The organism is Formosa sediminum (genome assembly GCF_007197735.1).
Lineage (GTDB): Bacteria > Bacteroidota > Bacteroidia > Flavobacteriales > Flavobacteriaceae > Formosa > Formosa sediminum.
This window is the reverse complement of the sequence record NZ_CP041637.1, coordinates 2,543,576-2,563,532: the sequence shown is the minus strand read 5'-3', so window position 1 is coordinate 2,563,532 and position 19,957 is coordinate 2,543,576. Positions and strand designations below refer to the sequence as shown.

The window sequence follows — 19,957 nt, the reverse complement described above, 5'->3', positions numbered from 1 at the left end:
GTTTCAAAAATTTTGGCTTATTTAGCGTAAATAAAAGAGAAATAACGACCCCGTAAATCCTATAGGATTTTTAAACTGGATATATTTTTATTACTTTAGTAAACAAAGTTAAGTTCTCTTGCTATGTTTACGTAGTTTTGAGGACCAACATAATCCCTAATAATAGCTTATATGAAACCACAATTAAAGACAATTAAGTCCGAAATAGAACAGTATGCACAACACTCGAATAAAACAGAATTGCAAGTTATCGAACAATTAAAAGATTACTATTTTAATAAAAAAGTAAATGACAACTTAAAACAATATAAAAAAGGGACTAAAAAAGTAAGTGAAATTACTAAAGACTTAAGAATTTCTCCTAGAAAGTTTTACGCTATTTTACAAAAGAAAAACATCCAGCATACTACATACAATAAAGTAAAAGACCAAACTAAACAAGACGAGTAGATGTTACACGTTTAAGTAAACTTTTCTAAAAAAGTTATGCCAACTGTATGCGAATATACCACTACCCTATTCAAATTACAAAAGACCTTGTGTAACCTAAAAGAAACACGATTTTAAATTAAATAAGCACGATGTTCTGCTTATTTTTGAACAACTCTAACAACAGTATATTAAAGATAAAATTAAAACATGGCTAAAAAACTAGTAACATTTGGAGAAGTAATGATGCGTTTATCTCCTCCAGGATACATGAAATTTTCTCAAGCTAATTCTTTTGAACTTGTATATGGTGGTGGCGAAGCTAATGTTGCCATTTCTTGTGCCTATTTGGGCATGAAAGCTGCGCATATGACACGTTTTCCAGATAATGCAATAGGCCGAGCAGCCACTCAATTTTTACGTAAAAACTGGTTAAGCTCAGATCAAATTATTTATGGAGACAATAAATTAGGAATGTATTTTCTTGAGAAAGGTGCCGTTCACAGACCTAGTGAAGTGATTTACGAACGTGAAGGATCTGCTTTTTCTTTAATCCAGCCCGAAATGGTAGATTGGGAAGAAGTTTTAAAAGATGCGAATTGGTTTCATTGGACAGGTATTACACCTGCAATTTCAGAGGGTGCTGCCAAATGTTGTCTCGATGCCATTAGAACGGCTAACAAAATGGGAATTATGGTATCGGGAGATATCAATTCAAGAAAAAACATGTGGAAATATGGTAAAACCATGCAAGAGGTCATGCCTGAATTGGTAGAACATACAGATATCGTCATTACCAGTCCGCGTGGCATTAAAGAAATGTTCAATCTTGGGGATGCCGATGGGAAATTTAAAGACTCTGCCAAAGCACTCATGGACAAATTTCCACGCATAAAACGTGTAGTAGGCAAAAAAAGAAAATCTATTAGTGCATCTGAACAACAAATACAAGGCCGTATTTGGACCGGAAACAAATATATTAAGACTGAAATTTTCGAAATATCACACGTCATAGACCGTGTAGGAACTGGAGATGCTTTTGCAGCTGGATTAATTTATGGGTTACTACATTACGAAAAAGATTTAGATGCGTTAAACTTTGCCTCTGCAGCCTGTGCCTTAAAACATACTATAATCGGAGATGTAAACATGGCAACTTTAGATAACGTAAAAAGTTTAATGGGTGGTGATACATCCGGTGCATTAAAGAGATAAAGGAATTACAAGACTGCTAATAATCTTATTATTAAAGCCAGATTTCTGTATAATGCTAACGTTAAACCTATATTAATTTACAGACTTATTGGCCATATTTTGTGTCGTCCAATATATAAACCATAACTTTGTGTTTTATTAAACATTAAAATTATAGTATGAGTCAAGTTAAACAGAATGATACAGTGAAAGTTCATTACACAGGAAAATTACAAGATGGTCGTGTATTCGATAGTTCTTTAGAGCGCGAGCCTTTAGAAGTAACTATCGGACAAGGCATGTTAATTCCTGGTTTTGAAAATGCGATCATTGATATGAAAGTAAATGAGAAAAAAACAGTTGAAATTGCCAAACAAGACGCATACGGAGACATTAACGAGCAGTTGTTTCATAAAGTAAGTAACGAACAATTACCTCCAGACGTAAAACCGGAAGTTGGTATGGGCTTAACTTCTAAAAGTGAAGATGGTAGAGAACACCAATTTAGAGTGGTAGACATTCAAGACGACCATATTGTTGTTGATGGAAACCATCCACTTGCAGGTCAAGATTTAATTTTTGATTTAGAATTGATTGAAATTAAGTAAATTTTAGCTACATAAATAAAAAAATCCGAACACTGTTCGGATTTTTTTATTCAAATGAGTTATACTATAAGAGTTAGAATGAAGCGGCACATGCTAATTTAGAATAAGTGTTTTATAACAATTGTAGCTGCATACCTAACATAATTAAATATATGTTAAAACGCTTCCTGAAAACTAACCGATTGTTTAGTTTTGTATACAAGTATTAAAAATGGCACGTAAAAAAGCATATAATGAAACTGATGTAGTAGAGAAAGCCATGCACTTGTTTTGGAAACAAGGGTATGAAACTACCTCTATGCAAATGCTCGAAAAAGAAATGGGCATTAATAAATTTTCAATATATTCTAGTTTTGGTAGCAAACATGGTTTATTCCTTGAAAGCTTAAAATGTTATAAAGGACAAATTAAAACCATATTAGATAAGTTTAAAAATGGCACCCGTGGTGTAGAAGACATTAAACAATTTTTTTATGACTCTGTAAGTTCTAATTTTAATAACGACGAACTTAAAGGATGCTTTGTAACCAATACGTATAATGAATTTTGTAATCAAACAGATGTATTAATTCAAGAACAAATGCAATCGTTCATGGATGACATTAAATCTATCATGATTGAAAAATTACAAATGGATGCTACTAAAGATGAAGCGACAATCTTAAAACAAGCAAACTATTTATTATTAGCAAAACACGGCTTGGCTGCAGCATCTCGAGTAAACACAAAAAAAGAGATTGAAGATTATATAGAATTAATTTTTGATAACATATAAACACATTTTTTTTACAACATATCTAAACGGACGTTTAGATTAAATATAACAATTAAAAAATAATACAGTATGACAACTTTAAAAGTACACAACATTGAAACTGCTCCTGAAGCAAGTAAACCTTTATTAGAAAAATCTCAAAAAGCTTTCGGAATGATTCCTGGTTTACACGGGGTTTTAGCAAGTTCTCCAAAAACATTAGAAGCTTACCAAACACTACACGAATTATTTACACAAACATCATTTAATGAAGACGAATTAACCGTGGTATGGCAAACCATTAACGTAGAGCATGCATGTCATTACTGTGTGCCAGCACATACTGGTATTGCAAAAATGATGAAAGTAGATGATGCAATTACTGAAGCATTACGTAACGAAACGCCTTTAGAAAGTGCAAAATTAGAAGCGTTAAGAACCATGACATTAACTATTGTTAGAAATCGTGGACACGTAACTCAAGAAGATTTAGATGCGTTTTATGCAGCAGGATATACTGAAGCTCATGTTCTAGAAATTATATTAGGTTTATCTCAAAAAGTTATTAGTAACTATACTAATCATATCGCAAATACACCAGTCGATGCGCCTTTTCAAGGTTTTGCTTGGTCAAAATAAATTATAATATCCCTTAATTATAATCAATTAGTAACCCATAACCTTCCGAGTCATCGGAAGGTTATTTTTTTTGCAATACATTCAGATTCCATTAAAAAAAAAGTAGTTTTTTACTAAAATTGCAATCAGATTCAACTCGGTTTCATACAGTTTTAAAACATTTCACCTCAATAATTTTCAATCAAAAACAAGTTTAGCACAGTATTTGTACTTCTAAAACAATAGAAATAAGAGACCTAAAAAATATCATTTTATTAGTAATTAAGTAGTATATCCTTTAAATGTTATGAAAATGATAGTCTTAAACAATCTAAACACTTCCTTTTAAGCATTAAAAGAACAATTATTTGTAACTTTGCAAACTTGGATTAGGTAGGAATCCTATATTAAATTGCAACTAATAATAGTGTAATGAATTATAAACACTTAGTAGAAGAAATTAAAGAAAATAGTCTGCGTTATAAACATAAAAACGCGATTTATTATAAAAATAATGAGCGTAATACCTGGGAAGGTATTTCTTGGTTAGATTTTGAATCACGTATAAATGCCTTAGCAAAAGCTCTTATTAATCATGGAATAGCAGTACAACAAAACGTTGCTATCTTTTCAGAAAACATGCCTAATTGGATTATTGCAGATTGTGCTATTATGCGTGTTAGAGCTGTTACTATTCCCATTTATGCAACAAATTCAAAAAAAGAAGCTGAATATGTTATTAATGATGCTGAAGTAAATTTGTTATTTGTTGGAGACCAAAATGAATACGATAAAGCTTACGAATTATTACAGACCTCTAAACATTTAAAGTTAATTGTAGCGTTAACTAAAACCATTACGTTACATGAGCCTAACAAGTCTGTTTATCTAGAAGATTTTGTCAATTTTGAAGCTTCTGAACACGTGAATATAGAACTTCAAAAAAGAATTTACGAATGCGAATATGAAGACATTGCTAGTATAATTTATACCTCTGGAACAACTGGAGAACCTAAAGGAGTTATGTTAGATTATACTAATTTTGGCGGTTCTTTAGTCGCTCATGATTACGAATTGAATGTGTCTGAACAAGATGTTTCACTAAGTTTTTTACCTCTAAGTCATATTTACGAACGTAGTTGGGTATTCTTCTGTTTAAAAAAAGGTATAGAAGTATACTTTAATCAAGATCCTAAAAAAATTGTAGATGTTATAAAAGAGGTAAAACCCACCTTAATGTGTACGGTCCCTCGCATTTTCGAGAAAATTTTCGCAGCCATACAAGATAAAAGAAAAGAAGCCTCACCTACTAAAATGAAACTTGCAAGTTGGGCTTTAGGTATCGGAAACAATTACTACAATAAGCATAAACGCCTAGAGAAACAAATCCCTTTGGCGCTTAAACTAAAATATAAAATTGCAGACAAATTAGTATTAAGTAAATTAAGAGAGGTCTTTGGCGGACGTATAAAATTCATGCCGTGTGGTGGTGCACCTTTAGCTGCAGATCTTGTATCGTTCTTTCATTCTTTCGGACTTAATGTAAAATGTGGATATGGTTTAACTGAAACAACTGCAACTGCTACCCTATTTGGAGATACACATTTTGAATTTAATTCTGCTGGAAAACCTATTGAAGGCTCTCAAGTTAAAATAGGACATAACAATGAAATACTAATTAAAGGTCCAGGAGTAATGAAAGGCTATTATAAAAAGCCTGAAGCTACTGCAGAAGTATTTGAAAAGGGTTGGTTTAAAACTGGAGATGCTGGTAAAATAGATTCTAAAGGGAATTTAATAATCACAGACAGAATTAAAGATTTAATGAAAACTTCGGGTGGGAAATATATTGCGCCTCAGAAATTAGAAAATGCTTTAATTACAGATTCGTTTATAGAGCAAATTGCTGTTATTGGCGATCAGCAAAAATATGTAACAGCGCTTGCTGTTCCTAGTTTTGACAACTTAAAGAAATACGCACTTGAACATAAAATTAACTTTAAAGATATTGAAGATTTAATTAGTAACAGTCAGATTATTACACTGTTCGAAAAACGTTTTGAAGAACTTCAAAAAGAGTTTTCTAAATTCGAAAAAATTAAAAAATTCACCTTATTACCTAAAGAATTTAGTATAGAAACGGGTGAGATCACAGCAACTTTAAAATTAAAACGAAAAGTCATTCAACAAAAACACAAAGCGCTCATAGATAAAATGTATTCAGAATAAAGTATACATTTTTAACAAGTTTAAAGGCAGCTCTATGGTAAATTTCTTAAATATAGCTGCCTTTGTTACATACAAGCCTTACATAAATAATCTTCTAATCACATTCATGAATGGCTCTAGACAATTATAATATTCACAATTATAATTTAGATTGAAACAACTTATTTAAAATATTAATATATTTAGATAACTATATATCAACCTATTAATAATTAAAAAATCCTGCTCAAGTCATGAAACATATTATTATAGTACTTCTGTGTACTTGTTTATCGTATACTATTACAGCACAAAATATAATTGGAGCTTGGGAAACGCAATCGACTTCTAAAGACAATGAACCGCTTAAACAAGTAGCAATTTTTACTGAGGGTTATCATGTAATAACAACCTATCATGCTACTACAGGTAAATTTATGTACACCAACGGCGGAGCTTGGCAATTAACAAATAATACGTTAACAGAAACTCTAGAATTTGATTCTGCTAAACCGGAACGCGTTGGCACTCAAATTAAACACAACATAAAACTTACAGATCAAGTTTTAGAATTTCTTGAAAGCAAAACCTCTTGGCACAGACTGGATCATGGTAAACCTGGGAAATTAAACGGCGCATGGCTTATGTCTGGAAGAGTAAAAGCTGGCGAAACGCAATTAAGAGATACCAATAAACCTAGAAAAACCATGAAAATTTTATCGGGAACACGGTTTCAATGGATGGCTTACAACACAGAAAGTAAAGCATTTATGGGTACTGGTGGTGGTACTTACACTACAGATCAAGGGGTTTATACAGAACATATTGAGTTCTTCTCTAAAGACAATTCAAAAACAGGATTAGAATTAAAGTTTAATTACGAGCTTATCGATGGGGCATGGCACCATACAGGATTTTCAAGTAAAGGAGATCCTATTCATGAAATATGGCGTTTAAGATAAAATCTAAAACAACTCTGTTATAATTTAAGAGTTAATTAATTTACTTCTATTATACACGGCTGCTATTCTGTATATTTGGGTTTAAAGATGTCTAAACCCATTTATATATGCACAAAAAAATTCTTCTAAGCCTAATCTTATTAGGTAGCACCTTCATTACTAAAGCACAAAACAACAACTCATCTAACCTAAGTATTAGACAAATCATGCAAGGCGATAGTTTTGTAGGCCATTTGCCTTCAAACGTTCATTGGTCTGAAAATGGAAGTACAATTTATTTTAATTGGAATCCGGAAAATGCATATAGCGATTCACTTTATGCGGTGACAACCAAAACCAAAGCTATTAAAAAAGTCCCTTTTAATACTGCTTATAATCTGCCAGCAACGCGTGGGACGTATAATACAGACAAAACAAAAAAAATATATAGCAAGCATGGCGATGTGTTTGTAATGGATGTGTCTTCAGAAAAAATTACCCAAATTACCAATACTCAAGCTTCAGAACGTAATGTGCATTTTACTGCAAACGAAAAGCAAATAGCGTATGTTCTAGAGACTAATATCTATACTTGGGATATGGCTACAGGAGAAACTACCCAAATCACTAATTTTACCAATAAAAAAAATAAAGAAGATAAACGAAGTGCTAAAGACAACTGGTTATACCAGGATCAACTGGAACTTTTTGAAGTCTTACAAACCCGTAAAGCCAAACAAGACGCCGAAGATTATTTTGAAGCTAAAACCGACTTAAAGAAACCTCTTGCCATACCAACTAAAGGAGTCCGTGTGTTAAATCAGCAGATTAGTCCAGACGGAAAATACGTTACCTATTTAACCGTAAAGCAAGCAAATAACAAAGGTACGATTACACCACATTATGTTACGGAATCTGGATATACAGAAGACCAAAAAACACGTTCTAAAGTGGGAGATACTCCAGATACTTACCAATTACATATTTATGATATTACCAATAGAAAAACATACCCTGTTGTTTTAGATAACTTAGAAGGCTTAGACTATATTCCAGAATACACTAAAGAATATCCTGATAAAGATTATAAAAACGACAATAGAATTGGCTACATAAGCGGACCAGTTTGGAATGCAGATGGTAGTAAAGCCGTGTTAGATATTAATACCAACGATTATAAAGACCGATGGATTGTTTTATTAAATGTTGCAGAGGGTACTGTAACCAATTTAAATCATCAGCATAATAAAGCTTGGATTGCTGGCCCTGGCATTGGAGGCTACCGCGGTGGTGCTTTAGGTTGGATGCCCGATCAAAAAAGCATCTGGTTTCAATCGGAAGTTACAGGCTATTCGCATTTATATACCCTAAATACAACATCTAAAAAAGAAAAAGCATTAACTTCTGGAGATTTCGAAATTTATAACCCTTTTTTGTCTAACGATAAAAAACACTGGTATTTTACTGCCAATAAAAATCATCCTGGAGACCGTCAGTTTTATAGTATGCCTATTAACGGGGGTAAGCTTACACAACTCACTACAAAGGTTGGTGGAAACGATGTAACACTCTCTCCAGACGAAACACAAATGGCCATCCTCTACTCCTACTCAAATAAACCTACAGAATTATTTCTAAAAGACAATCCCTTATTTAGCAAAACAAATTCGGAAGCCATACAACTTACACAGTCTACAACCAAAGCTTTCAATAGCTACTCATGGAGAGCCCCAGAAGTGATCACTTTTAAGGCAGAAGATGGTGCCAAAGTACATGCCAGACTTTATAATCCTAAACCCGAGGTAAAAAATAAAGCGGCAGTTATTTTTGTACATGGTGCAGGCTACTTACAAAATGCACATAAGTGGTGGAGTTCTTACTTTCGCGAATATATGTTTCACAATATTTTAGTAGATAATGGCTATACCGTTTTAGATATCGATTATCGCGGCAGTGCGGGTTACGGAAGCGAATGGCGTACCGGAATTTACCGACATATGGGCGGAAAAGACCTAAGTGATCAAGTAGACGGTGCCACTTATTTAATAAATGAACTTAGTATCGATAAAAATAAAATAGGCATATATGGTGGCTCCTATGGCGGATTCATTACATTAATGGCGATGTTTAACGAAGCAGACACGTTTAAAGCCGGTGCAGCTATCCGTTCGGTTGGTGATTGGGCTGCTTATAACCACGGATATACCGCACGCATTTTAAACACTCCCGTAACAGATAGTCTGGCATATAGAAGAAGTTCTCCTATTTACTTTGCAGATGGCTTAAAAGGCGATTTATTAATCCTTCACGGTATGGTAGATGATAATGTTCATTTTCAAGATATGGTACGCTTGTCGCAACGTTTAATAGAGTTAGAAAAGTCTAATTGGGAAATGGCAATTTATCCTGTAGAGCGTCATGGTTTTGTAGAACCTAGCAGTTGGACCGACGAGTACAACAGGATTTTTAAACTATTTAATCAAAGTTTGTTAGGGATAAAACCTTAACATTTAAATTTCAACCCCACACATTGGGAGTAAATGAAATACTCTTGTTAAAAATAATATATTTTATACCATATGTATGTCTAAGTACATATGGTATAAATAGGTTTATAAACACAAGGTTCGCAATACATCGGTGTCACTTTAAATCATAATTAACACATTACCAAAACCTTTACAGCCATTTTAATTTTCATTTGCGTTAAAAGTACTCCTATAGAATTCAGAATTTAGAACCCAATACTAATCTACTAATAAATTAGTACTAATATCTTAATTCAGAAATCATGGCAAAAGACAAAAAATTAGAAAGTCAAAGTGAAAAAATTGAGCAATTAAAAACTTTTGAAAAAGATAGTTTAGGAAAAGTACTCACTACAAACCAAGGATTAAAGGTTAACGACACTAATAATTCTCTAAAATCTGGAGAACGTGGGTCTACCCTTTTAGAAGATTTTTTACTACGAGAAAAAATTACCAATTTCGATCATGAACGTATTCCTGAACGTATTGTACATGCGCGCGGAAGTGGTGCTCATGGCTATTTTGAATTGTATGAGAATTTAGAAAAATATACTAAAGCAGGTATTTTTACTGATACAAAAAGAAAAACACCTGTATTTGTGCGTTTCTCTACCGTGGCCGGATCTAAAGGCTCTACAGATTTAGCAAGAGACGTACGTGGGTTTGCTGTTAAATTTTATACTCAAGAAGGCACTTGGGATTTGGTTGGTAATAATATGCCAATCTTTTTTATTCAAGATGCCATGAAATTTCCAGACTTAATTCATGCTGTAAAACCAGAACCAAATAACGAAATTCCTCAAGCAGCTTCTGCTCACGATACCTTTTACGATTTTGTGTCACGCACAACTGAAACGCTACACAATCACATTTGGGTTATGAGTGACCGTGCAATTCCTAGAAGTTTAAGAATGATGGAAGGATTTGGAATTCACACCTTTAGACTTATTAATAAAGAAGGTAAATCCCATTTTGTTAAATTTCATTGGAAACCAAAACTAGGTGTACATTCTGTAACTTGGGATGAAGCCGTTAAAATAAGTGGTGCAGATTCAGATTTTCACAGACGCGATTTATGGAACGCTATTGAAGCCGGACAGTATCCTGAATGGGAATTAGGCTTACAAATTGTACCTGAAGAAGACGAGCATAAATACGATTTTGATTTACTAGATCCTACAAAATTAATACCTGAAGAAATGGTACCAGTAAAAATTGTAGGTAAAATGACGTTAAATAAGAATCCTGAAAATTTCTTTGCCGAAACAGAACAAGTAGCATTCCTACCAGGCCATATTGTACCCGGAATAGACTTTACAAACGATCCGCTATTACAAGGACGATTATTCTCGTATAGAGACACACAGTTATCACGTTTAGGCGGACCTAATTTTCATCAAATACCAATTAATAGACCTGTTGGTGAAACGCACAATAACCAGAGAGACGGTCACATGCAAACAGAAATCCCTAAGGGACAAACAGCATATTTCCCAAATTCTTTAGGTGGTGGTTGTCCGCATTTAGCTAAAATGGTTGAAGGTGGTTTCCATTCTTATGAAGAGCGTATAGACGCTAAAAAAATTAGAACCCGTAGTGAAAGTTTTAGCGATCATTTCTCACAACCTGCATTATTTTATAGAAGCTTATCCTCATGGGAACAACAACACGTTATGGAAGCCTATAGTTTTGAACTTGGGAAATGTAAACACAAAGACATTCAAGAACGAATGCTCTGGATCATTAATCAAATCGATTATGAATTGGCAAATTTAGTCGCCGATAATTTGGGGCTTAAAGTTCCTAAAAATATCGATAAACCTATTAATCAAGCCATTGGTGCAGATGCAGATCCTAATATACACGAGCCTTCTAAAAAGAAAATATATCTTGAAAAGTCGCCAGCTTTAAGTCAAACTAAATCAGATTTCGACACTGTAGCTACACGTCAGATTGCCGTTTTAGCAGCCGATGGTTTTAACGAAAACCACTATAAAACATTGGCAGATAAACTTGAAAAAGAGGGCGCCCAATTAAAAATAATTGCACCTCATGGTGGAACGATTACTGGTGATTCGGGTACTGCGTATGAAGTGCATGAATCCATCATGACTACCGAGAGTGTATTATATGATGCCATATACATTCCTGGAGGCGAATCGTCTGTAGCATGGATTAAGAAAATTAAAAAATATATTAAATTTATTAATGAAGCATTTAAACATTGTAAAGCCATTGCGGTGCACGATGAAGGTGAAACCTTATTAGATGCCTCTTTTGTTAAGGAATACAAATCAGACGAAACTGTTTTTATCAATAGCGATGTTAAAGCGTTTAGAGACGCTATAGCTAAACATAGAAATTGGAATCGTAAAGCAGTTATTGATCAGGTTCCTGTGTAATTGAGTGATTTAGATTAACTTTTATACTTTAAAAGCCCCTTTACGTTTAGATGTAAAAGGGGCTTTTTTTAAGCATTATTTCTAAAATTGAACCTAATCAAGTTAACTTCCATACGTTTTAAGTCAACACATTAAACAGCGACGCTGTAATTTAGAAGATAATTTTTTAAACAAACAAAACTATGGACAATACAGCAAATGAACACAATAACAATAAACAGCAAGAACGGGAATATAGAGCACAAAATGGTCATGCAAATTTGAGTGATCTACAAAAAAAATGGAATGCTATTCAAGAAGAATACAGAAACCAATACCCTGAAGTTACTGCTGAAGATGTAGATTTTCAAACGGACGAGTTTGATGCCTTAACTACACGTTTAGCAAAACGTACAAACAAATCTACTGAAGCGGTTAAACAAGAAATTAAAGACTGGGATTATAAATCCTAAAAACACTCACACTACTTGTTAAAGCTTCATTCTAATCGTAGAATGAAGCTTTTTATATGCTTATAAATTTGAGATTTTAAATAACTCATATATTAATAATCTTATTCAGTTGCAACTGTGGGACGATCGCCATCCTCGGCTTCTCCATCTTCAATCATCTCCTCTACATCTTCTGCTTCTGCTTCATCTAAAGTCTCAACCTGATCTTCTTGAGCTTCTTCAGTTTCATTTAAAAAGAAGTTACAATAGAGTGGCAAATGGTCGCTGCCTACATTGTGTAACGTTCTAAAGTCTTGTATAAAAATATCTGGTGAATGAAAACATAAGTCTATTGGAAATCGTAAGACTTTATACTTTGCATGATAAGTCGATACAAAGCCACGACCAATTCTAGGATCTATTAATTTAGAGGTTTTTCTAAATAATACAGACGACTTTGCCCAAGCTACATTATTAAAATCACCAACCACTATTACAGGGCCTTTAGTATCCAAAACTTTCTTTCCTAAAGCTAGCAATTCACCATCGCGTTCTCTCGAGGTGTCTTCTTCTGTTGGACTTGGTGGTGGCGGATGTACTCCAAAAAATGTAAATTGTTTAGTATTTTCTAATTGTATTCGAGCTTCTATACTCGGTAAATCATCAGAGACAAAATAATGCACTTGTACAGATTTTACATCTAATTTTGTATAAAAATGTATGCCATAGGTATTTTCTAATGCTACTTTTTTATAATGTGTATACTCGGTTTCTAATACAGATAAAGCATCATCCCATGCCTGATTAGATTCCATCGTTAGCAAAATATCTGGTTTAACTTCCTGTACTAAATGAATTAAACGGTCGTACGCGGTGTTAAATTGATATACATTACAAGAAAGTATTGATATGGATTGAGATCCTTGAGTGACATCTGCTTTTTTAGTACGTCCATATAAAAATGTGTAGGGTACTAATATGTAAATATTTTGAGCGATAGCTAAACCTAATAATACCGCAGTAATAATATAAAAGGTCTCCAAACTACTAAAAAAAAGTACACCTATTATAAATGTAAGTAGCTGTAGCAATAGCAATTGAATTCTTCCAAATTCCCAAACGCGAAACATCCAATGTTGATGTTGTATTAAAGGCAATACAGAGCCAAGAATAAAGACTACCGCAAGGATATCATAAATTAACATTACTATGGTGTTTAAAATTAGTCTTAAAATTATCTAGCTGTGCTATAAAATGAGGTTTCTACTTATATCACAACTAAATTAGTAAATCCTATTCAATTAAAATTAATAAACAGTCTATTATCAATTTTAAATATAGATAAAATTACACAACAAAACTCGAGTTGAATTTTTAAAGTTAATTTAAATATGGATTGCGCTAGCACAACACAGGATTCACGAGTAAATTTACACTATAACTTCGTGTAATTAAATATTTTACATATTTATATACACATAAAAACTAAAACACATGGCAGAAATAAAAATAGAAAAAAAGAAACCCATTTGGCCTTGGATTGTAGGATTACTGCTAGTATTGGCTGTAATTATATTTCTATTCTATGCAAGTAGTAAAGCGGATGCAGACGACACAAACACCAATCCGTTTATCCCTGCAGATACAATAAGTAGTGATCACCCAATGGACAGAATGCCCGATGCAGACACTGGGATGCCTGCATACCAATCAAGTACAACGTATTTAGGTAAACTTCAAGAACAATTGCAAGATTCATCAGCGATAGGTACAGATACGATTAAAACCACTAAAGCGCTATACAATTTAGCGTATGCAACAACATCTAAAGCAGTAGAATCTAATATTTACGATTCTAATGCTTTTAAAGATTTAGAAAAGCAACTAGAACACAGTGAGGCAGAACAAGTCCAATTAAAATCTATGAGTACAGATATTACTAATGTAATTGAAACCATACAAACTAAACGTGCTCCAAATTTAGAATCTAATGTAACGCAACTTAAAACAGCAACACAAGCCTTGAGCGACACAGCTGCATGGGCAAAACAAGATCAAAATATTAAGACGTACTTAATGCAAGCTTACGAGATTCTTGCAAACATCTAATTAAAACAAATACAAATGAAAACAAACGAAAAACACTTATATAATTTAGACGAATTATCAGACTATAAAGTGTCTGAAGGTTACGCAGATATTAGAGGATGGAAAGTAATGGATGTAGATAATCGCGTGATTGGCAAAGTAGATAATCTTTTAGTAAATAAAGATACCCAACGTGTGGTGTACATAGACGTAGAAGTAGATCAATCTATTATTGATGCCAGTCACGATCCTTACAGTACCTCAAAAACGAGCAATTTACAGGAATTTATAAATACAGATGGCGAAAATCATATCATTATTCCAATAGGTTTATTAGATATAAATTCTGATGATAAACGGGTGTATTCACATACCATTAATCATTATACGTTTTCAAATACAAAACGCTACCGCAAAGGTGAAAATATAGATAGAGCCTACGAAGTTCAGGTGCTAGACTCCTATAAAAATAATGTTATTTATGAAGATTACGACGATAAAAAACGGGAAGATGCTTTAACAGAAAACAAGCTTTTACATGCGCTTGAGACAGAACAAATTAGAGCATTAATCCGTGAGGAAATTAAAAATTACCACAATAACGGGAATTCGTATTTTTCTACTTTTGAAACTACAAACGAGTCGCCTAAAACCACACAGATAGACCCTTATAAAGATGAAAATTTTTATAACAGAAACGAGTTTGAAAAACGGGTATATAATAAATAGAAATTAAACGACAGCGTTTAAGGTTTACTTGTAAATTCTTAAACCCAAAATAGCATAAAACCTGAAGCATATGTATTATACCCTTCAGGTTTTTTTATGTTTATTTATAACTTTTAACTAGGTGAATATGTGTTTTTAGCGAAATCCCTTATACTGGTTTAGTGGTGTCCGAGTCTAAAATGCGTCTTACATGTCCCCAAAAACTCATTAATGATCCTGTAGACTTTTCAGAAAATGAAGCAAGCATCGTTAAATTATCAACAAATTGTGAAGCAAACTGATCTTTAGGTCTATAAAAAGCCATATTCCACTTGTTAAAATAACGTTTCTCTACTGTATTTTCCCAAAGTAAATGAATGGTATGGTGCCGTGTGTCTGTCTTTATGAGTTCAAAAATCTCAAGTACATCTTGTTTTTCGCCTTCTAAAATCTGTACAAATGCGTGGTTATGATAAATAAGACACCCCGTAATATTATATGTTTTATTTTTAGTTGTTGCCGCCTCTAAGATAAGTTCTAAATCGTCTGAACTGAGATCCGAATGTGATTTAGAATGATAATTTAATTGATACATGAGTACTATTCTATTAAAGCTTCAGGCTACTTTAAGCCTTAAAAGTTTCAAAATAGAGTTAAATGTAACAATTACAAAATTTAAAACCGTCTTTTTAAAAACGCGCTTAAAAAAGAATACAACAAATGCAATTAAAATTGCACATCATATTCTTAAATCGCATTAAACACATTACACTTTAAATACTACAGACCAATAACTTACATTTTAAATCAAATTAATTTAATGTTGTTTTTAGCATACATAAAACACCAAGTTCTTCTCTGGATAAATTTTCTTTAGATTTTAGAAGTCTTGAAATCTCTTTTTGAAAGTAATTTATTGTTTTACCATTTACATATTCTTCAATAACTCGCGGATCTATATATGAACTTCGCGCCACAGAAGGTGTATTCCCCAAACGCTCACTCACTTTTATAACAGCATCGCGTATATTTTTATCAAGCACCTTCTGATCTTGTGCTTTTGAATATCCAATTTCATCTAAAGCTATAGCCGCAATAACAGTTCCGGCCCAAGTTCTAAAATCTTTTGCAGAAAATTCATCGCCCATTACCATTCTTATATAGGCATTAAGATGCTCACTTTTCACATCTTGTTTGTCACCATTTTCATCAATAAATTTAAAAATTTCATAGCCCGGTAAATCATCTATATCTGCAACTATTTTGGCTAATTTCTTATCAACAATATGGCGTTCTTGGGATTTTCCAGATTTACCAGTATAACTAAATATCAGTTCATCGCCAGATATTTGCAAGTGCTTACTTCGCATGGTAGTCAGACCATAAGTCTGGTTTTCTTTGCTGTAATAATCACTTCCTGGTCTAAAATATGCAGCTTCCAAAAGTCTAACCATACAGGCTAAAACTTTGTCTTTGCACAATTTACGTTTGCGTAAATGTTGCCCAGTAACCCGTCTCATACGTTCTAGTCTATTTGCAAATTTTAAAATTCTATCAAATTTGTCTTGATTCTGTTTTGCTCTAAACTTCGGATTATAAATATATTGTTTCCTGCCTTTTTCATCGCGACCGGTAACTAATACTTTGGCTTTTTTATTCGCATTTATTTCTACCGAAGTCCAGGCCGGTGGGATCACTAAAGACTTAAACCAAGTTTTTAAGTGCCTATCTTTTATTGTTTTATTTGAAGCATCTACATACCGAAAGCCTCTCCCATGTTTTTTTCTGTAATACATTTTATCATTCTAATTGGCTCTATAAATTACGCCTAATTTTAAGACTTTGCTTAGCTCAAAAACGTCAAAAATTAATGCATTACAACCAAACAAACTACTACGTGTTCTAAGCAATAAACCAACTTCACTTGGGAAGAACAGGAACCTCGATCACCTCTGTTTCTGTGTTTACATAAATACGTGCTTCTGCACTGGGCTTTATAATATATTTACCCGTAAAGACTCCAAATGCAGGAAAAATCATTTGATGCGCTTTCCAATAAAAACAACTTAATGTTATATGCTGCCTTCCTAAGCCACGCAATTGGACACCAGGGTGAATATGACCTGATAGATTATAAAATCCGTCACGCACTTCTGGATGATGTGTTAATAGAAACCCATCAAGTAGCCAGCTGTTTAAAACTTTAATCCCTAAATCTTCATACAGCTTCGCATCAATAATATCATGATTACCAGATATCAATACCACTTTACAGTGCAATGCCGCAACCCAAGTTTTAAAGATTACCCACTCGGCATTTAAATGACTGTGAAATAAATCCCCGAGTATACACACTGTATCCACATCAAAAGCCGAAATGATGTTTTGCAATTGCTTAAAATTTTGGTGTAAAACTCCTCTAGGAATCGCACTGCCATGTTTTCTAAAATGTGTCACTTTTCCCAAATGTACATCGGCAATTAAAAGCATGCGTTGGTTAACCCAAAAAGCACCGCCTAAAGGATGTAATATAAAACGTTGTGCGTTACAATAAATTTCTAGTGTTTCCATATATAAGCCTGTCTAGCGGTTTAATTGTATCGTCATACGTTTTATTCTGTCTGCTAATTTTTCAGAAGATAATTTCGATCGCAAGCGGTCTGTAATAATCGGAAATGAAAACGGTGTTGGCTTTTCACACGATTTCCAAATGATGTCTTGTGTATTTATACGATCTAATGCCAATTGCAATCGGCCTGCTTCTAATTGGTGTTCAAAAGTTTCGGTAAAAGCTTGTTGATATAATAAATTATCGGGTTCGTAATCTTCAAAAACGCCAAACAATAATTGAGAACTGGCTTGCAAATGTTTACTTTTAACCAACTTACTAGGAAAGCCTGTAAACAAAAGTCCTGAAATTACAGCAATATCTCTAAACCGTCGTTTTGCAAGTTCTGAAGCATTTATACTCTGCTCTAAATCTGTTTTTAAGTAATCTGATGAAAATAAATTATTATCTAAAATGGCTTGAATAGGAATAGGTTGATCCGATAATAATTCAAAACCATAATCATTAAAAGCAATAGTAAAGGTTATGGGTTGTAATAAACTTACACGATAAGCCAATAAACTTGCCAGAGCTTCGTGTACAAAATAACCTTCAAACGGATAAAAAATAGCATGATAACCTTCACGAGTTTTAAACGTTTCTATTAAAAATTGATTAGCATTGGGTACTATACTTTCTTTTTTTTGTCTTAAAACAATAGGTTTTAAAGCCTTAAGTTCTTTTGAATGTTTAAGTGTATTTGAATTTAACACATATAATTCTTCCCGAATTAAATCACTCATTTCTGAAGAAAAACTCATACGTCCTCCAAGCCAATTAGGAATTTTAGAGGTTTTTTGTTTAGAGGCCTTTACCAATACTTGCATGTGTTTTATGCTAAACAATTCCAATTGTCTGCCTGCAAATGTAAATACGTCTCCGGGTTTTAATTTGGATATAAAACTTTCTTCTATAGATCCTATATATCCTCCTTTTAAAAACTTCACTTGCAATACGGCATCGCTAATTATTGTACCAATCTGCAAACGATGTCTCATGGCAACACTACGACTTTGAACCTTAAATTTACCATCGGGCAACACCTCAACACGTTTGTATTCATCATACGCATATAGACTCTGACCCCCTAAGGTTATAAAATTTAATAGCCATTGAAATTGGTCTGGACTTAACGTCTGATAACAAAAGGTATGTTTTACTTCTTGGTAGATTACCTCTGGATAAAAACCGTCTGAAACGGCTAAAGTGACTAAATACTGAACAAGCACATCAAAACTATTAAGATAAGGCACACGATCTTCTACTAAAGTGTGAGTTACCGCATGTTTTAAGGCAGATGCTTCCACCAATTCTAAAGCATGTGTGGGTAAAAAATAAATTACACTGGTCTGCCCAGGCTGATGTCCACTACGTCCTGCACGTTGTATAAATCTGGAGACACCTTTTGGGCTCCCCACTTGAATAATAGTCTCTACCGGACTAAAATCTACACCCAAATCCAAACTGGAGGTACACACCACAATTTTAAGCGTACCTAATCGTAAAGCCGCTTCTACCCAAAGGCGGGTGTCTCTACTCATACTTCCGTGATGCATGGCAATATCTCCAGCAAATTCTGGATGCTTTTCTAAAATATTTTGAAACCAAATTTCACATTGCGAACGTGTATTTGTAAAAATTAAAGTGGAAGCACTTTCTTGTAAAATAGGTACAATAGCTTCTAATAAATGTAATCCTAAATGCCCACGCCATGGAAATTTTTCCATTTTGTTTGGAATAATCGACTGGACCTTAATATTCTTTTTTATATGAGCCTTTATTAAAACTGAATTTTTAAGTTGTTCCGGCCTAGTGCCCAATAAAACCTCTCGAGCTTGATCTAAATTTCCAATAGTTGCAGAAATACCCCAAATTCGTAACGCTGGAGCAATACTCTGTAAACGCGATAAAGCCAATGTCATTTGCACACCTCGCTTATTAGCCACCAGTTCGTGCCATTCATCAACCACAACACTTATTAACGGTTTAAACAATTTTTCATACCCTTTAGTGGCCAATAATAAATGTAAACTTTCTGGTGTGGTTATTAATAAGTTAGGCATATTGCGCTTTTGTGCCGCGCGCATACTTGCAGATGTGTCTCCTGTACGAACGCCTACTGTTATTGGTACATTTAAATCTGTAACAAAACGTTCGGCAGCTTGCTTAATCTCTACAGAAAGTGCGCGTAATGGGGTCACCCAAATGGCTAATAATCCTTTTGGAGGCTTAGTCTTGTAATTGGGATTACGTTTTATGGTTTCAAGAACAATAGGTACCCATAAAGCATAAGTTTTTCCACTTCCAGTAGGCGCATTTAAAAGCCCATGTTTACCTTGCAAAAAAGCAGTCCAGGTCTGTTTTTGAAATGGAAAGGGTTGCCAACCTTGCTGGCTAAACCAGTGAGTTGCAAATTGCTCTAATGTTGTTCTGTTCATAA

General features: G+C 33.6%; 17 protein-coding genes. 12 read left to right on the top strand and 5 right to left on the bottom strand.

All coding sequences use genetic code 11. The features are described 5' to 3' along the window. Positions 1-171 precede the first annotated feature (171 nt). The 10 genes from FNB79_RS11075 to FNB79_RS11030 all read left to right on the top strand — a co-directional run bounded on the left by FNB79_RS11075 (position 172) and on the right by FNB79_RS11030 (position 12,134). Positions 172-450 carry a hypothetical protein gene (locus FNB79_RS11075; protein WP_143381368.1) on the top strand — a complete coding sequence of 93 codons (279 nt, stop codon included), beginning with the start codon at positions 172-174 and terminating at the stop codon, positions 448-450. Positions 451-639: 189 nt separating this feature from the next. Further along, positions 640-1,644, top strand: a complete 1,005-nt coding sequence (locus FNB79_RS11070) for a sugar kinase (protein ID WP_143381367.1) — start codon at positions 640-642, stop codon at positions 1,642-1,644. 158 nt (positions 1,645-1,802) lie between these two features. After that, positions 1,803-2,231 (top strand): FKBP-type peptidyl-prolyl cis-trans isomerase, encoded by a 429-nt coding sequence (locus FNB79_RS11065; RefSeq protein WP_143381366.1) that lies wholly within the window; start codon positions 1,803-1,805, stop codon positions 2,229-2,231. A 211-nt stretch (positions 2,232-2,442) separates the two neighbouring features. Further along, positions 2,443-3,006: a TetR/AcrR family transcriptional regulator gene (locus FNB79_RS11060; RefSeq protein ID WP_143381365.1), complete on the top strand. Its 564-nt coding sequence runs from the start codon at positions 2,443-2,445 to the stop codon at positions 3,004-3,006. Positions 3,007-3,075: 69 nt separating this feature from the next. Further along, entirely contained in the window at positions 3,076-3,624 is a 549-nt protein-coding gene (locus FNB79_RS11055) for a carboxymuconolactone decarboxylase family protein (protein ID WP_143381364.1), read from the top strand. 411 nt (positions 3,625-4,035) lie between these two features. Continuing rightward, a complete protein-coding gene (locus FNB79_RS11050; protein WP_143381363.1) occupies positions 4,036-5,832 on the top strand; it encodes an AMP-dependent synthetase/ligase in 1,797 nt (598 codons plus the stop codon). A 233-nt stretch (positions 5,833-6,065) separates the two neighbouring features. Next, positions 6,066-6,773, top strand: a complete 708-nt coding sequence (locus tag FNB79_RS11045; protein WP_143381362.1) for a membrane or secreted protein — start codon at positions 6,066-6,068, stop codon at positions 6,771-6,773. Between the two features lie 107 nt (positions 6,774-6,880). Then, positions 6,881-9,259, top strand: a complete 2,379-nt coding sequence (locus FNB79_RS11040) for a prolyl oligopeptidase family serine peptidase (protein WP_143381361.1) — start codon at positions 6,881-6,883, stop codon at positions 9,257-9,259. A 284-nt stretch (positions 9,260-9,543) separates the two neighbouring features. Next, positions 9,544-11,682, top strand: coding sequence for a catalase (locus FNB79_RS11035; protein WP_143381360.1), 2,139 nt, complete (start codon positions 9,544-9,546; stop codon positions 11,680-11,682). 182 nt (positions 11,683-11,864) lie between these two features. Then, the gene (locus FNB79_RS11030) at positions 11,865-12,134 is read left to right on the top strand and encodes a hypothetical protein (RefSeq protein WP_143381359.1); all 270 of its coding nucleotides are present in this window, start codon (positions 11,865-11,867) and stop codon (positions 12,132-12,134) included. Between the two features lie 101 nt (positions 12,135-12,235). On the opposite strand, the gene FNB79_RS11025 is transcribed toward FNB79_RS11030, so the two are convergent. Then, on the bottom strand, positions 12,236-13,318 hold the full coding sequence (locus FNB79_RS11025) for an endonuclease/exonuclease/phosphatase family protein (protein ID WP_143381358.1): 1,083 nt from the start codon (positions 13,316-13,318) through the stop codon (positions 12,236-12,238). Between the two features lie 289 nt (positions 13,319-13,607). Here FNB79_RS11025 and FNB79_RS11020 point away from each other — a divergent pair, with 289 nt between their 5' ends. Continuing rightward, positions 13,608-14,222 carry a hypothetical protein gene (locus FNB79_RS11020; RefSeq protein WP_143381357.1) on the top strand — a complete coding sequence of 205 codons (615 nt, stop codon included), beginning with the start codon at positions 13,608-13,610 and terminating at the stop codon, positions 14,220-14,222. 15 nt (positions 14,223-14,237) lie between these two features. Next, positions 14,238-14,930 carry a PRC-barrel domain-containing protein gene (locus FNB79_RS11015; protein WP_143381356.1) on the top strand — a complete coding sequence of 231 codons (693 nt, stop codon included), beginning with the start codon at positions 14,238-14,240 and terminating at the stop codon, positions 14,928-14,930. Between the two features lie 148 nt (positions 14,931-15,078). On the opposite strand, the gene FNB79_RS11010 is transcribed toward FNB79_RS11015, so the two are convergent. The 4 genes from FNB79_RS11010 to FNB79_RS10995 form a co-directional block, all read right to left on the bottom strand. Next, a complete protein-coding gene (locus FNB79_RS11010) occupies positions 15,079-15,504 on the bottom strand; it encodes a BLUF domain-containing protein (RefSeq protein ID WP_143381355.1) in 426 nt (141 codons plus the stop codon). Positions 15,505-15,721: 217 nt separating this feature from the next. Next, positions 15,722-16,705 (bottom strand): DNA topoisomerase IB, encoded by a 984-nt coding sequence (locus FNB79_RS11005; RefSeq protein ID WP_143381354.1) that lies wholly within the window; start codon positions 16,703-16,705, stop codon positions 15,722-15,724. A 124-nt stretch (positions 16,706-16,829) separates the two neighbouring features. Continuing rightward, positions 16,830-17,480: a ligase-associated DNA damage response endonuclease PdeM gene (gene pdeM / locus FNB79_RS11000; protein ID WP_143381353.1), complete on the bottom strand. Its 651-nt coding sequence runs from the start codon at positions 17,478-17,480 to the stop codon at positions 16,830-16,832. 12 nt (positions 17,481-17,492) lie between these two features. Further along, positions 17,493-19,955: a ligase-associated DNA damage response DEXH box helicase gene (locus FNB79_RS10995; protein ID WP_143381352.1), complete on the bottom strand. Its 2,463-nt coding sequence runs from the start codon at positions 19,953-19,955 to the stop codon at positions 17,493-17,495. Positions 19,956-19,957: the final 2 nt, after the last annotated feature.